This window comes from Herbaspirillum lusitanum P6-12 (genome assembly GCF_000256565.1).
Lineage (GTDB): Bacteria > Pseudomonadota > Gammaproteobacteria > Burkholderiales > Burkholderiaceae_D > Herbaspirillum > Herbaspirillum lusitanum.
Genome location: NZ_AJHH01000030.1, coordinates 20,741 through 36,105 on the forward strand (window position 1 = coordinate 20,741; position 15,365 = coordinate 36,105).

Genomic DNA, 15,365 nt, shown 5'->3' on the forward strand with positions numbered 1-15,365 from the left:
AGTATCTGCGGCAACAAGACCGCTGAAACCTGAAGTAAACCGTGATTTTAACAAACCGATTCATCTAAAGCCCTATTTCCATGCCTTTTTCTTTAACGGATGAGCAAAAACAAAGCTTGTTGTGGCTCACCTTAGGGCTCTTGTTGGTAGGCCTCCTGATCTTGCTGGGGCCGATGCTGACCCCGTTCGTGACCGCCGCCATCCTGGCCTACGCCCTCAATCCGGGCGTCGACTGGCTGGCGCGCCGCCGCATCGGGCCCTTCCTGCTGCCGCGCGTGCTGGCGGTGCTGATTGTCGTCCTGCTGCTGCTGCTGGCCGGGCTGGCGCTGGTCCTGGTCGTCGTGCCGGTGCTGGTGAAGGAAATCCCGCTGCTGCAGCAACAGATTCCGAACTTCCTCGACAAGCTCAACGCCAAGGTGGCGCCGCGCCTGAGCGAATTCGGCATCCACGTGCGCCTCGACATCACCGGCATCAAGCGGATCCTGACCCAGCAACTGGCCACCAGCGGCGATGAAATCTGGGCCTCGGTGCTGGCCTCGGCCAAAATCGGCGGCACCGCGCTGCTGACCTGGGCGGCCAACCTGCTGTTCATTCCGATGGTGCTGTTCTATCTGTTGCAAGACTGGCATCCCTTCATCAAGCGCCTGCGCGGCATGATCCCGCGCCGCTGGGTCGGCAAGATCAGCGCCATGACCGAGGAAGTCGATGACCTGCTGGCGCAATACCTGCGCGGCCAATTGCTGGTCATGTTGATCTTGGCGACCTATTATTCAGTTGCGCTGGCGATTGCCGGTTTCGACATCGCCTTGCCGGTCGGCATCCTGACCGGCCTGCTGGTGTTCATCCCGTACGTCGGCTTCGGCCTCGGCCTGGTGCTGGCGCTGATCGCCGCCGTATTGCAATTCACCGGCCTGTACGGCCTGGTCGCCGTGGCCATCATCTACGGCATCGGCCAAGTGCTGGAAAGCTTCATCCTGACGCCGCAACTGGTGGGCGAGCGCATCGGTCTGCATCCGCTGATGGTGATCTTCGCGCTGCTGGCGTTCGGTCAGTTGTTCGGTTTTGTCGGCGTGCTGCTGGCCCTGCCCGCCTCGGCGATCATGTCGGTGGTGGTGCGCCACCTGCGCCAGCATTACCTGAGCAGCAGTTTCTACAATAGCGAGACATGAGACAACTTCTGCTCGATCTGAGCGCGCAGCAGCCGCCGACTTTCGATACGTTTGTGACAGGCCAGAATGCAGAATTGCTGCAACGCCTGCAAGACATCGCCGCGGGGCAGGCGCAACCGACCTTGAATGACCGCTTCATCTATCTGTGGGGTGAAACCGGCGCGGGTAAAACGCATTTATTGCATTCCGTGCTGCATTCTCTGGCGCCCGCCGGCGCGCAGGGAGGCGCAATCGGCTCCCGCCTGATTCCCGCCGACGCCGACGACAGCGCTTTCGACTACGACCCCGCCATCCAATGCTACCTGCTCGACGATTGCGAGCAACTGCCGCCGGCATCGCAAATTGCCGCCTTCGCCCTGTTCAACCAGATCCGCGAACTGGGCGGCTACCTGGTCAGCGCAGGCGCACAGCCGCCGGCGCAGCTGGAGGTGCGCGAAGACTTGCGCACGCGCCTCGGCTGGGGCCTGATCTATCAATTGCACGGTCTCACCGACGACGAGAAGATCGCCGCGCTGACGCAATCGGCGCAGGCGCGCGGCATGACCATATCGCCCGGCATCCTGTCTTACCTGCTCACCCATTACCGGCGCGACATGCCTTCGCTGTCGCGCATGCTCGACGCGCTCGACCGCTATTCGCTGGAAACCAAGCGCCCCATTACCCTGCCGCTGCTACGCGACCTTCTTCAACAGGAAGCTGAAAACGAAACGCCATGAATCTCGCCTTATTTGACCTCGACCATACGCTGATCCCGATCGACTCCGACCATGAGTGGGGCGAGTTCCTGGCGCGTACCGGCGCCATCGACGCGGCCGCTTTCCGCAAGGCCAACGACGAATGGTTTGCGCACTACCAGGCCGGCACGCTGGACCCGGTGAAATATCTCGAATTCGCCTTCGGCACGCTGTCGAAATTCCCGCGCACCCAGCTGGACGCCTGGCATGTTCAATTCATGGACGAAGTCATCAAGCCGGCCATGGTCCCCGCCGCCCTCGCGCTGGTGCAAAAACATCTCGACGCCGGCGACCTGGTGGCCATCATCACCGCCACCAACAGCTTCGTCACCGAACCGATCGCCAAACTGTTCAAGGTGCATCACCTGATCGCCGCGCTGCCGGAGTTCGACGGGGAAGGCAACATCACCGGCCGCCTGGTCGGCACGCCGACCTTCGGTCCCGGCAAGATCGTGCATACCCAGGCCTGGCTGCAGGGGCAAGGCAAGAGCATCGCCGATTTCCAGCAAAGCCATTTCTACAGCGATTCACAAAACGACATCCCGCTGCTGGCAGCCGTCACCCACCCGGTCGCCACCAATCCGAACGACAAGCTCAGGGCGCATGCGATTGCCCAAGGCTGGCCCATCCTGAATCTCTTCGACGCCCACGCGCAATGATCAAAAAATTCATCCGCTCCTTCCTGGGCAAGAAAAAAGAGCTCGACACCACCGAGCCTACCGTACTGAGCCAGAAGCAGCACGGCATCGATCTGCAGCTGGTCTCGCCGAACGCGATCCGCGTCACGCAGACCTTGCAGCAAGCCGGCTTCAAGGCCTTCATCGTCGGCGGCGCGGTGCGCGATCTGCTGCTGTCGGTCAAGCCCAAGGATTTCGACGTCGCCACCAACGCCACCCCCGAAGAGATCAAGCAATTGTTCCGGCGCGCCTTCATCATCGGCCGCCGTTTCCAGATCGTGCACGTGATGTTCGGCCAGGAGCTGATCGAGGTCACCACCTTCCGCGGCAGCTCGGCCGACGCTGCGCCCAAGGATGAACACGGTCGCGTGCTGCGCGACAACACCTTCGGCGAACAACATGAAGACGCCGTGCGCCGCGACTTCACCATCAACGCCATGTATTACGATCCGGCCGCGCAAACGGTGCTTGATTACCATGGCGGCATTGCCGACATCCGCGCCAAGACCTTGCGCATCATCGGCGTGCCGGAAGCACGTTACCGCGAAGATCCGGTGCGCATGCTGCGCGTGGTGCGCTTCGCCGCCAAGCTCAAGTTCAGCATCGACGCCGCCACCAGCGCGCCGATTCCGGTCATGGCGCCGCTCATCAACAACGTGCCGGCCGCGCGCGTATTCGATGAAATGCTCAAGCTGCTCATGAGCGGCCACGCGCTGGCCTGCCTGCAACAGCTGCGCAAGGAAGGCCTGCATCACGGCTTGTTGCCGCTGCTCGACGTGGTGCTGGAACAGCCGCTCGGCGAAAAATTCGTCACGCTGGCGCTGGCCAATACCGACGCCCGCATCAAACAGGGCAAGCCGGTCTCGCCGGGCTTCCTGTTCGCCTCGTTGCTGTGGCATCAGGTGCTGGAAAAATGGCGCGCCTACCAGGCCTCCGGCGAATACCCGATCCCGGCCCTGCATCTGGCCGCCGACGACGTGCTCAATGCACAAACGGAAAAGCTCGCCCTGCAGCGCAAGATCGCTTCCGACATGCGCGACATCTGGGCCATGCAACCGCGCTTCGAACGCCGCACCGGCAAGGCTCCCTATAAATTGCTGGAACATCTGCGCCTGCGCGCCGGCTACGACTTCCTGCTGCTGCGTTGCGCCTCCGGCGAAATCGATGCCGAACTGGGCGACTGGTGGACCGACTTCATGGAAGCCGACAGCTCCGGACGCGAATCGCTGCTGGCGCGCAAGCCGACTGTGAGCAGCGCTGCCGGCGCAGGCTCGTCAGGCCCTGCAGGTGCAAGTACGGGCCCCGCCCCGGGGGCCCCCGGCGCGCCGCAATCGCAGCAAGAGCGGCGGTGGCGAAGGCGGCGAAGGCGGAGGCAAGTCGTCCTCCTCTGACGGCGACGCATGACGTCTGCGGCAACAGCCGTAGCGGTGCGCGCTTTTATCGGCATCGGCGGCAACCTGGGCGACGCCCGCACCACGGTGGAAGATGCACTGCGCCGCCTGGCGTTGTTGCCCGACACAACCCTCAGCGCACAATCGCACCTGTACCGCACCGCACCGGTTGACGCCGGCGGCGACGATTACGTCAATGCCGTCGCGCAGCTCGACACCACACTCACGCCGCATGCGCTGCTGGCGGCCTTGCAAGCCATCGAACTGGCGCACGGGCGTGAACGTCCTTACCGCAATGCGCCACGTACCCTCGATCTCGATATCCTGTTGTACGGTGAACTGCAGCTTGCGGACGACGTGCTGACGCTGCCGCATCCGCGCATGGCGCAGCGCGCCTTCGTCTTGGTGCCCTTGTCGGAAATCGCCCCGGACGCCAGCATTCCCGGCGTCGGCGCGACCCGCGACCTGCTCGTGCAAGTGCGGGATCAGGCGATCGACTTGCTTATCTGAACTCGCCTGCGTTGATCTGAGCAAAGAGCTCAGGTCTCGGCGCTGCCCGCGAGAGGACGCAGTTCTCCCAAACGGCGATGATGCCCTTTGAGCCATACCGGCAGATCGTTGGCCGGCATCGGCCTGGCGATCAGGTAGCCCTGCCCTATCGAGCACCCCGACTCCTGCAGCAAACGCCAGTCCTCGATCGTCTCGATACCCTCGGCAACCGTCACCAGCTCCAGGCGTTTGGCCATGTCCAGCGCCGATTGCAGGATCACGCGCAAGTTCTGGCGCGAATGCGCGCCATGCACAAACGAGCGGTCAATCTTCAGTTCGGTAAACGGAATGCGCGCCAGTTGCTGCATCGACGAGAAGCCGGTGCCGTAGTCGTCAATCGACAGGCCGAAACCCTTCAGACGCAGTCGCGCCAGCGTACCGAGCGCCATGCCAAGATTGGCCACCACCGAACCCTCGGTAATTTCCAGCACCATCTGGTCCGCCTGCAAGTCATGCTGCGCCAACAGGTCAACGATCTTTTGCGCGAAGCCGGGAATGTCGAGCGACAACGGCGACAGGTTCACCGCCACCTTCAACGGCAGTCCGCGCTCGTTCCACAAAGCTGCCTGCGCCATCGCCTGGGTCAGCATCGACAAGGTCAGTTCGTGAATCAGGCCGCTCTGTTCCGCCAGCGGAATGAAGCGATCGGGCGGCACCATGCCGTTGGTCGGATGCATCCAGCGCGCCAGCGCCTCGACGCCCTTGAGCATGCCGGTGCGGATATCCACCTTGGGTTGATAGAAGGCAACGATGTCGCCGTTGCGGATCGCCGCCGCCAATTCGGTTTCGCACACGGAGGGCAACGCGTCGTCTTTGGCCGGCAGCGCCAGGTTGCCGTCGAACGACTTCAGCGCGCCGAGGATCTTTTCCTGGTTAAGCGGTTTTTGCAGCGCACCCAGCACATGCATGCCGAGCGCCTCGATCATGGTCTCGACCGACGCCAGCAAGGAAGTCTCGCGGCTGGAAGCGACGATGATGGGGAAGTTCAGTTTGCGTTCCTGCAGGTGCTGGATGAATTCGACGCCGTCCATGCCGGGCATCTCCAGATCAACGATCACCAGGCTCGGCGGCAGCTTCAGCAAGGCCAGCAGATCGAGCGCCTCCTGGCCGTCGCCGGCTTCATAGATCATTTCCACACCGAGCTCGCGCATCAGGCCCACGGTATGCAAACGTTGCAAGGAACTGTCGTCGACAATCAGCAAGGTCTCAATGGTATAGGGCATCATGTTAGTGGCCATAGTGGTTGATCACGGAAGACATGGTCTCGAGAGAAATCACGTCGCTTACGCCGCCTTGCAACACCGCCTCTTTGGGCATGCCGAAGACCACGCAACTGCTTTCATCCTGTGCATACGTTGACGCGCCCGCGTCGCGCAGTTCTTTCATGCCACGCGCGCCGTCGTCGCCCATTCCGGTCATGATGATGCCGACTGCATTCTTGCCGGCAGTTTTGGCGACGGAGCGGAACAAGACGTCCACCGATGGCTTGTGACGGCTGACGAGAGGGCCGTTGACCACTTCTACATAGTACTGCACGCCATCCCGCCTGACCATCACATGCGAGCCGCCCGGTGCAACAAGTGCGCGTCCTGGCAACACCAGGTCGTGGTGCTCGGCTTCCTTGACCTCGATGACGGAAATGGCGTTCAGGCGCTTGGCGAAACTGAGCGTGAATTTTTCCGGCATGTGTTGCACGATGATAAGACCCGGACAATCCACGGACAAATCGCGCAATACTTTCTCAAGCGCTTGCGGACCGCCGGTCGAGGCGCCGATGGCGATGATTCTCGGCGTGACGGGAATCAGTCCGTCGAGGTAGCCGGGCGGATCCAGGACGGCGTCAGCCGTGAAGCGGCTGCCGTCGACGATGCCCGCTGCGACGGCATCATGACGCGCGTTGCGCTCGGCCTCATTGCCAAAATTCACGCCGCCCGCCGCGTTCACCACATTTGCGGCATTCACCGCAGTCGGCGCATGTCGCAAGCGAACATGCGCAGCAGCACGAATCGCCGCGATCAGCTCATCCGAACTGTCCTGCAGGAAATCGCGTATGCCCAACTGCGGCTTGGTGATGATGCCGACCGCGCCGGCCGCCAGCGCCTCCATCGTCACCCTCGCGCTACGCTCGGCCAGCGACGAACAGATCACCACCGGCGTCGGCCGTATCGCCATGATCTGGCGCAAGAAGGTGATGCCGTCCATGCGCGGCATTTCAATGTCGAGCACGATGACGTCAGGCCAGTTGGCGCGCATTTTCGCCATCGCAAAAATCGGATCCGGCGCCGTCGCGATGACGTTGATGTCAGGACAGGGCTCCAGCAGATCCTGGATGACCTGGCGTACGACCGACGAGTCGTCGACTATCATGACCTTGATCGTCATGTCCGCTCCTTGCCAGACACTGCAGTGCGCTGCGGTCTGCCTGCAGCTACAGCTGCAGCAGGGACTTTTTCCATGTCGTGCGATACGCCGTGGCCGCGCCTGACCCAGACGTCGCCGTTGTTGAGATCGAAGCGCAGATAGCGATAGCCTTCGCCTGCAACGTCCTGCGCGGTTACCGGAATGTGATGCTGGCGCAGAATGTCGAGCGCGAAGTCGGCATTGGCCTGGCCGATCCTGAGCTTGGTCGGCGGCAAGCCCAGCACGTTGCCGCCGCCGAATACCTTGACCGTGTAATCGGCGATGCGCGTGCCGTGTTGCCGCACCTGCTCCAGCAAGCGCGACAGCGCTTCGTCACCGTAACGACCGTCAGGCGTTTCATGCAAGTGTTCGCCGTTCGCATCCGGTCTCACCGCGTAGCGACGCTCCGGCAAAACGAAATGGCATAGCCCGCCAAAATGCCGCACCGGATGCCACAACGTGATGGCCACGCATGAGCCGAGCAGTGTCTCGACCTGCAGGTCGCCCTGGCCGAAATACACTTCTCCCAAATTGACGAAGATGCGTTGCGTCATGGCAGCCTCATGGCAGCCGCCGGTAGATGGAAGGCGCATGCATCTGCAACTCCAGCGGCATGCCGTGCAGCGACTCGGAATGGCCGACGACGAGCCAGCCGCCCGGACGCAGTTTGCTGACCACGGAACGCAGGACATCGACCTTGGTCGGGAAATCGAAATAAATGATGACGTTGCGCAGGAACACCACGTCGAACTGCCCATCCATCTCGGCCGGCAAGCTCAGCAGATTACGCTGCTCGAAGGTCACGCGTTTGCGGATCTTCTGGTCAATCAGAAAATGACCCTCGTACTCGCCGGTTCCGCGCAGGCAATAGCGCGACAGATACGGCGGCGGAATCAACTCACCCCGCACCATCGGATACAAGGCGCGGCGACCGAACGACAGCACACGCAGGCTGATGTCGGAGGCGAGGACGCTCCACGGATGCTGACTGCGCTGATCGTCCAGCAACATGGCGATGGAATAGGCTTCTTCACCGGTCGCGCTGGCGGCGCTCCATACCTTGAGCGGATGACGCCGGTCGATCTGCGGCAGGATCTGGTCGCGCAAGGCGTCGAAGTGTTTTTGCTCGCGGAAGAAGTAAGTCTCGTTGGTGGTGATCAGGTCGATCGCACGTTGCCGCTCCGCCTCTTCCTGCGGCCGCGAGATCATTGAGTGGTATTCCTTCAGGCTGGACAAACTCAGTTCGCCCAGACGACGCGAAAGGCGGCTGCAGAGCAGCGCTTTTTTTGAAAACGGCAGGTACAGTCCGATGTGCTCCCTGAAAAGCTGCTGGAACAACAGCATTTCCTGATCGCTGACATCCAGTGCCATTGACTCGATGCTGGAACTCATCTGCATGATCCCCGGTTGACGGTCGCTACGGTTGCTACGGTTGCTTTGATTGTTTCTGCCACTTCACGACGCCGCCGACGACAGGCGGCGTCTTGTCAATTATTACTGTCCGGGCGGCACCGACAGTTCTTCCACGGCAGCCACGCCGATCAGCGTCGACAACTCGTCCACCGACAGCACCGCTTTGACATCGAGCACCACCACGAAACGATCCTTGATGTTGATCATGCCCTCAATGAAGTCCGCACGCAGGCGGGCGCCGAACGACAGCGGCGGCTCTATCTTTTCATCCTCGACGGTCAGCACCGCGCGCACCGCATCGACCATCACGCCCAGCAGCAAACCCTGCTGCTCCTGCATCAGTTCCATGATGACGATGCAGGTACGCTTGGCGACCGCCGTCTGCGCCCTGCCGAAGCGCACCGACAAATCGATCACCGGCACCACGGCGCCGCGCAGGTTGATCACGCCACGCAAAAAACTCGGCATCAGCGGCACTTCGGTGAGGCTGCTGAATTCAATGATTTCGCGGATATCTTCAATTGGCATGGCGAACATTTCTTCGCCCAGTACGAAGGTCAGGAACTGGCGGCTCTGCACCGATTCCTGATACTGCGTCCTGGCGAACGACAACTCGCCGTTAAGCGACAAACTTGGCATGCATGTACTCCTCAAACATCCGACAACACCGTTGCCATTTTTCCGTCGGCAGCTGCAGCGGCAGCGACGCGGTATTTTCCTTCGTGTACAGGCCCCTTCGGCGTCTCCGATTCATTCTCATGATCAGACACATCCAGCGAAAAATAGCCCATCAGTTCACGCAACTGATGGGCTTGCTCGTTCATCTCCTCCGAGGTCGCCGACAATTCTTCGGAGGCCACCGCGTTGAGCTGGATGGCTTGCGTGATCTGGCCGATGGCGCTGTGTATCTGCACCAGGCTGGCGTTCTGGTCGCGCGCCGACAGCGAGATCGCGTCGACCAGATCGGCAGTTTGCTGGATCGACGGCAGCATGCCTTCGAGCAGCGTACCTGCCTTTTCAGCCAGGCCGACGCTGTGGTCCGATACCGAAACGATTTCCTGAGCGGCGATCTGCGAACGCTCGGCCAGCTTGCGCACTTCGTTGGCGACGACGGCAAAGCCCTTGCCGTTTTCGCCCCGCGCGCCCGCTTCGATGGCGGCATTGAGCGCCAGCAGATTGGTCTGATAGGCGATGTCGTCGATCACGCCGATCTTGGCGACGATCTGGTGCATCGCTTCCAGCGTCTCGCGTACGGCCTCGCGTCCTTCCGTGGCGGCGCGTGCGGATTCATTGGCGATGACGTTGGTGTGGTTGGCGTTGGCGGTGTTCTGGCTGACCGTCGCCGAAATCTGGCCGATGGAGCAGCTGGTCTCTTCGGAATCGACTGCTTGTTGCGATGAATTCTTGCTGAGCTGTTCGGCGGCTGCGGTCAGCTGTCCCGACGCCGACGCCAGCGTCGCCGCAGCCGTGTTGACGTCCCTGAGCACCTGCGAAAGTTGACTCAGCATGCGTTGAGCGCTGTGCAGAACGCTGCCTTGTCCATGCTTGCCGACGGCAAACTGCACCCTCAGGTCGCCGTCGGCGATCTTGCGTAGTATGCGCATGACTTCCCGCGGATCGCCGCCGATCTGACGTGCAAAGATGCGGCGCATATATAGCGTCAGTGCCACCGCAATCAGCAGCGCCAGCGCGGTGACGGCAACTACTTCCCCGAGCGTCTTGCGTTCGAGTATGGCGGCCCGGCTTTTATTCGCCTTCGCCTGATGCACGTTTTCGTCCACCAGCGCCGCCAGTTGCGAACGCAGGCTGTCGGACTCTATCCGCAGGGAATCAGGATTGCCTTTGGCGTCTTCGTCGCGCAACAACTGCTCGCGCCGCTGATTGACGCGTTTGACGTAAGCGTCGAGCAGCACATCGGCCTGCTGTTGCAAGGTGCGCTCCAGCTCGCTCGTGACGGTGGTCGATTTGTAGCCGTCATAAGCCTGGCCAAGGTCCTTCAGGCGATATTTCAGCACATCCGCGATGCGCTGCCGCTCCACGCGTTCTTCGGATTTTTCCATGTTTTGCATGGAGGTGGCGATGTCGACGGCGATCTTGTTGGCATTGTTGAGATTGACGATCGTCAACAGGTTGGCGGTATAAACTTCCTGCAACATGGCGTTGACGCGAAACAGGTTGAGCACGCCATCGGCCCCGACCGCGGCTGTGAGCAGGGCGCCGAAAGCAAAACAGACTGCGAGCTTGCTGGAAAGCTTCATCACAATTCCTCCTTGCCTCAACCGATCCCGGCATGCCGGTCAAAAGCGCTTGAACGAAGATTCGTCAATCGGATCGTCGCCGCCGTCCAGCATCGAGATGCGGGCCGGCTTGACGAACTTGGTGCTGATCGCCGGCGACTCATTGATCATCTTGCCGGCATTCGTTGCCTTCTTCGACTGCGGGCGCTTTTCTTCACCGACCTGAAAGAACAGGATCAGCTCCTGCAATTGCATGGCCTGCGCGCTCATTTCTTCGGAGGTTGATGATAATTCTTCGGAAGCAGACGCGGTCAGTTGCGTGGTCTGCGCCATTTGATGCACGGCATCGTTGATCTGCTCAAGTCCCGCCGACTGCTCGCGCGAAGCAGCTGAAATTTCTTGCACCAGATCGGCGGTCTTGCGAATCGACGGTACCATCTGGTCCAGCAAATGGCCGGCTTTTTCGGCCAGGCTGACGCTGTTCTCGGCGACCGCAATGATTTCCTGCGCGGCGGTCTGCGAACGTTCCGCCAGCTTGCGCACCTCGGCCGCCACCACCGCGAAGCCCTTGCCGTGCTCACCGGCGCGCGCTGCCTCGATGGCCGCGTTCAGGGCCAGCAGATTGGTCTGGTAGGCGATGTCGTCGATGATGCCGATCTTGCCGGCGATCTGCTGCATGGCCAACACCGTTTCGCGCACCACTTCGCCGCCCTCCACTGCAGCACTGGCGGACTTGCTGGCGATGCTGTCGGTAACGCGGGCGTTCTCGGCGTTCTGCGCAATCGTGGCGGTGATCTCCTCCACCGAAGCGCTGGTCTCTTCCACGTTGGAGGCCTGCTGCGAAGCGTTCTTGCTGAGCGCCTGCGACGACGCCGAAATCTGCTCCGACGCCGAAGCCAGCGAACTGGCGGTACCGTTGACGTCGCCGATCACCGCGGTCCATTTGGCGATCATCTGCTGCGTGCTGTGCAAAACACTGCCGGTGTCTTTTTGCGAAACCGGCACCTTGACGGTCAGGTCGCCCTCCGCCACCTTGCGCAGTACATTCATGGCGTCGCGCGGCTCGCCGCCGAGCTGCGAACGAATCACGCGGTAGGTGAAGAACAGGCATACCAGCAACAGCAGCATCGATGCGCCGAGCAAGGAAAATATCACCATCTCCAGCTCGGAGTAACGATTCTGCGCCACGCTCACACGTTTCTGCGTGCGCTCGTCCACCATGCGCAGGAAATCGTTGATCGGCACCATGATGCGCCCCACCATGGTGCGGTAGTTCTGATCGAACATCAGCTCCTGCGCCATCGCCTGGTTGGGTGCGCCGGTCACGGTGAAGTTGCCGGCACCGTCATCGAACTGCCCCTTGACTGCATTGAAAGCCGTAATCTCGATTTTGGTCAGCGTATCCGAATTGATCTTGGCTTCCTGCATTTTCGCCAGCTCTTGCGTGGTGAATCCGGCCTGTTTCATCAGGTCGATCAGCGGCACCGCCGGGTCGGCCGGCATGGCGTTGAGCTGCTTGGCCATTACCAGGTCCAGATTCACGCGCTCATAGCTTTTCGGACGTGGACGCTTCCCATTGCGGATGTCGAGAACGATGTAGTAACGCTCTTCGTCGTTGGGGTCGCCCGTCGTCACGTAGGCGCGACCGAACTTGGTCAGGTCTTCCGAACTGCGCCGCATTTCATTGGCCAGCATGAAGGAGTAGTAGCGCGATTCATGCGCCAGGTCGAGGTTGGTGTTGGCCTCCTTGAGTGCGCGCGTAACGCTGACGATCGATCCCATCAGTACGGCCAGAACGATCACCAGCCAGACAAAGAGTTGCCGGATACTCATTCGTTGCGTCAGTTTGTTTTTCATGACTACTCCCCTGTTCTGCATTCTGTCTTCCTTGTCGGCGTCGCGGTGGACGGAGTCCTGCCGTTGCGCCTGCTTGTTTCCATCAGTCATTCGCCGCGCTCATCCGGTTCTCGGCGCGGCGTACCTCGGCCTGCTCCATTCTTCCCGTATGCGCAATCAGATGCGGCACATCCAGAATCAATGCGACACGACCATCGCCGAGAATGGTCGAGCCGCTCAGCCCCTTCACCTTGCTGAACAGCTTGCCGAGCGGCTTGATCACCGCCTGGCATTCGCCCAGCAGGTTGTCGACCAGCAGGCCGGCACGTAGCGGTCCGTATTGCACGATCACCAGGCTCTTGCGCGACGATTCGCGCTGCGGCAAATCAAACAGTTCACGCAAAGGAATGAAGGGCAACGGCTCGTCGCGCAACGTCACCACGTTGTTGTGCACCTGATGGCTGGAGAGGTTGATGCATTCCACCACCAGGTCGAGCGGAATGACGAAAACGGCGCCACCGACCACGACCTGGAAACCGGCAATGATGGCCAGCGTCAACGGCAGACGGATGCACACCATGGTGCCCTGGCCGGGATTGCTGTAGATCTCGACCTCGCCTTGCAGCGCGTCGATGTTACGCTTGACCACGTCCATTCCGACGCCACGGCCGGACAGCGACGTCACCTGTTCGGCGGTCGAAAAACCTGGTTCGAATATCAGGCGGAAAATTTCACGCTCCGACAAACTGGCATCCGGCGTTGCCAGTCCCTGCTGAACCGCCTTGCGCAGGATCCGTTCCTTGTCCAGGCCGCGGCCAGCACGGCCGCTTCTTCCGGACTCAGCGCATGCATTTCCTGCACCAGGTTGTCGCGCACCTGCTCCTTGAGCCGGCCTGCCGTCATGCCGTCCAGATACGATGAAATCACGTCCGGATGGACATAACACTTGCGACAGATGGTGGGCGTGTTGCCGAGTTTCTTGGCGACGTGTTCGATCGCCTGCACGATGTTTTTCTTGGCCTGCGCCTGTGAATCGAATTGCCGGCATTCATCCAGCGCCAGCGCCGCCAGCACCGTGCCGGCCCAGGTGCGGAAATCCTTGGCGGTGTAATCCTCGCCGGTGATCTCGTGCAGGTAGTCGTTGACGTCGCCCGAGCCGATGGTGTGCGTCTTGCCGTCTTCGTCGAGATACTGGAACAGGTCCTGGCCGGGCAGGTCGAGCAGCTTCCTGACGATGCGCACCATGTAGGGGTCGTGCAGCTTGATCGAATGCTGGACGCCGCTCTTGCCGCGGAAATGGAATTTGATGTCGGCGCCATCGACCTTGACGTGGCGATTGCGCAGCGTGGTGATGCCGAAGGATTGGTTGTTGCGCGCGTACTCATCGTTGCCGACGCGCATGAGCGTGGCCTGCAGCAGGTACACCACCGTGGCCAGCACTTTCTGCTTGTTCAGGCCGTGCTTCTTCAGATCGTGTTCCAGGCATTTTCGGATCTGCGGCAATGCCTGCGCGAAGGCGATCATGCGCTGGTATTTCACCTCGTCGCGCACGATGCGCCAGCGCGCGTGATAGCGATATTGCTTGCGTTGCCGGGAGTCGCGGCCGGTGGCCTGGATATGGCCGTTGGCCCATGGGCAGATCCATACTTCTTCCCATGCCGGCGGAATCGCCATGGCCTTGATGCGCGCCAGAGTCGCTTCGTCGTGGATGGTTTTGCCGTGCGCATCGGTATAGATGAATTCACCATCGCTGCCGTCGCTGCGGCTGCGCAGAATGCCGGGCGTGTCGTCATTGACGTAGCGCAGGCCGCCTTCGCGGGCGATTTGTTTGGCGGTCGGGGTGGACTCCGGGACGGTGGGGCCGCAGTCAGCGTGGCGATGAAGTTGGGCGTGCATACGTAGGTCTTTCTTCAAGAGGACTTGCGTTTGCGGACCGAGGAATTCCGGGGCTGCGTCGATTATCGACCTATTGCGGGGATGGCAATGTAGGCGCGACCAGATAACGGTTGTGAGGCTTTTCCTACACGCGCGGAAAGCGCTGGAACACTTCGTTGATCTGCACCATGCGCAGCGTCAGCGCGGCGTCGCGTATCTGCTCCACCAATCCGGAAATCACCTGCGTGGCTTCTTCGAAACGCTGATCCTTCTTGCGCTTTGCCACCAGGCTGGCGCCGGCGCCGGCAATCACCAGCTCACCCACCAGATCGATCAGCTGATCGAGTTTGGAGACTTCGATCTTGATGAATTTCTGTTCATGGCTTTTCTTTTCTTCGCCGCCGCGCTGGCGCAGGGCCGGGATAGCCGCCCGTATCTGCGACGGCACGACGCCGGGCCTCTTCTCAGTCGTGACCAGATCATCAGCCTCGGCGACATCAAGCTGCAACTGGCGCCATTCCGCAGCGGTGAGCGCTCCCGATTGCAACAGATGCAGGGCGACTTCCGCGCGCTCCGGCAAGCCTTGCAACCAATGGCCATATGTCGTCAGTTGGCTGTGCGGCGCCAGAATGACGATGTCGCTGCCCTCACGCACGAACTCGAATACGCTATCGATCTCCTCCCGCCCGGCGGTGCTGGCGAAGCCGATTTCAAAACCGAGATAGCACAGCTCCGCATCCATGTCGTCGGCGGCGGGGATGGCGAGATCGATCACATGTGCATACACCATGCTGCCCATCGTCAGCAGATAGCGCAGGAAGGACAACGGATCGAGGCCGTCGCGCAAGACGTCGGGGCTGAAACGCAACGACAGATGCCAGTTCGGATTGGCGACTGCGCCTGCATTTGCGCCATCCTCTGCGACTGCAATCGGTGCATCTGCTGCATTTGACACGGCAGCGGCGACGGGAGCCGCCACAATGTTGTCCGGCTGCGGCTGCGCGGCTTGCTCCAGATATCCATTCAGTCTGGCTTCCAGCTCCGCGCGCCGGATTATGGCATCCTAATTCAACGAACCAGTCCT

General features: G+C 61.1%; 15 protein-coding genes. 5 read left to right on the plus strand and 10 right to left on the minus strand.

The window, feature by feature from the left end:
* Positions 1-80: 80 nt before the first annotated feature.
* The 5 genes from HLUSI_RS0101275 to folK are packed head-to-tail and all read left to right on the plus strand — an operon-like array spanning position 81 to position 4,481.
* The gene (locus HLUSI_RS0101275) at positions 81-1,169 is read left to right on the plus strand and encodes an AI-2E family transporter (RefSeq protein WP_029362984.1); all 1,089 of its coding nucleotides are present in this window, start codon (positions 81-83) and stop codon (positions 1,167-1,169) included.
* Positions 1,166-1,885, plus strand: coding sequence for a DnaA regulatory inactivator Hda (gene hda / locus HLUSI_RS0101280; RefSeq protein WP_016832235.1), 720 nt, complete (start codon positions 1,166-1,168; stop codon positions 1,883-1,885). Before HLUSI_RS0101275 ends, hda begins: the two co-directional genes overlap by 4 nt.
* Entirely contained in the window at positions 1,882-2,562 is a 681-nt protein-coding gene (locus tag HLUSI_RS0101285) for a histidinol-phosphatase (protein ID WP_016832236.1), read from the plus strand. Before hda ends, HLUSI_RS0101285 begins: the two co-directional genes overlap by 4 nt.
* The gene (gene pcnB / locus HLUSI_RS26430; RefSeq protein ID WP_083830780.1) at positions 2,559-3,971 is read left to right on the plus strand and encodes a polynucleotide adenylyltransferase PcnB; all 1,413 of its coding nucleotides are present in this window, start codon (positions 2,559-2,561) and stop codon (positions 3,969-3,971) included. Before HLUSI_RS0101285 ends, pcnB begins: the two co-directional genes overlap by 4 nt.
* Positions 3,972-3,980: 9 nt before the next feature.
* Positions 3,981-4,481, plus strand: a complete 501-nt coding sequence (gene folK / locus HLUSI_RS0101295) for a 2-amino-4-hydroxy-6-hydroxymethyldihydropteridine diphosphokinase (protein ID WP_029362985.1) — start codon at positions 3,981-3,983, stop codon at positions 4,479-4,481.
* 29 nt (positions 4,482-4,510) lie between these two features.
* On the opposite strand, the gene HLUSI_RS0101300 is transcribed toward folK, so the two are convergent.
* From HLUSI_RS0101300 to HLUSI_RS26435, 10 genes are all read right to left on the minus strand, one after another.
* Entirely contained in the window at positions 4,511-5,746 is a 1,236-nt protein-coding gene (locus tag HLUSI_RS0101300; RefSeq protein ID WP_016832238.1) for an EAL domain-containing response regulator, read from the minus strand.
* A 1-nt stretch (position 5,747) separates the two neighbouring features.
* Positions 5,748-6,902, minus strand: a complete 1,155-nt coding sequence (locus HLUSI_RS0101305) for a protein-glutamate methylesterase/protein-glutamine glutaminase (protein WP_016832239.1) — start codon at positions 6,900-6,902, stop codon at positions 5,748-5,750.
* Complete coding sequence (locus HLUSI_RS0101310) at positions 6,899-7,474, minus strand: chemotaxis protein CheD (RefSeq protein ID WP_016832240.1); 576 nt, start codon at positions 7,472-7,474, stop codon at positions 6,899-6,901. Before HLUSI_RS0101310 ends, HLUSI_RS0101305 begins: the two co-directional genes overlap by 4 nt.
* 7 nt (positions 7,475-7,481) lie before the next feature.
* The gene (locus tag HLUSI_RS0101315; protein WP_016832241.1) at positions 7,482-8,318 is read right to left on the minus strand and encodes a CheR family methyltransferase; all 837 of its coding nucleotides are present in this window, start codon (positions 8,316-8,318) and stop codon (positions 7,482-7,484) included.
* Positions 8,319-8,414: 96 nt separating this feature from the next.
* Positions 8,415-8,972 (minus strand): chemotaxis protein CheW, encoded by a 558-nt coding sequence (locus tag HLUSI_RS0101320; protein WP_040503016.1) that lies wholly within the window; start codon positions 8,970-8,972, stop codon positions 8,415-8,417.
* A gap of 11 nt (positions 8,973-8,983) precedes the next feature.
* On the minus strand, positions 8,984-10,591 hold the full coding sequence (locus tag HLUSI_RS0101325; protein ID WP_016832243.1) for a methyl-accepting chemotaxis protein: 1,608 nt from the start codon (positions 10,589-10,591) through the stop codon (positions 8,984-8,986).
* A 39-nt stretch (positions 10,592-10,630) separates the two neighbouring features.
* Entirely contained in the window at positions 10,631-12,427 is a 1,797-nt protein-coding gene (locus tag HLUSI_RS0101330) for a methyl-accepting chemotaxis protein (protein ID WP_016832244.1), read from the minus strand.
* 82 nt (positions 12,428-12,509) lie between these two features.
* Positions 12,510-13,151, minus strand: coding sequence for a chemotaxis protein CheA (locus HLUSI_RS0101335; protein WP_016832245.1), 642 nt, complete (start codon positions 13,149-13,151; stop codon positions 12,510-12,512).
* Positions 13,124-14,302, minus strand: a complete 1,179-nt coding sequence (locus HLUSI_RS0101340; protein ID WP_016832246.1) for a DNA topoisomerase IB — start codon at positions 14,300-14,302, stop codon at positions 13,124-13,126. Before HLUSI_RS0101340 ends, HLUSI_RS0101335 begins: the two co-directional genes overlap by 28 nt.
* Before the next feature lie 124 nt (positions 14,303-14,426).
* The gene (locus tag HLUSI_RS26435; protein WP_238533890.1) at positions 14,427-15,236 is read right to left on the minus strand and encodes a hypothetical protein; all 810 of its coding nucleotides are present in this window, start codon (positions 15,234-15,236) and stop codon (positions 14,427-14,429) included.
* Positions 15,237-15,365: the final 129 nt, after the last annotated feature.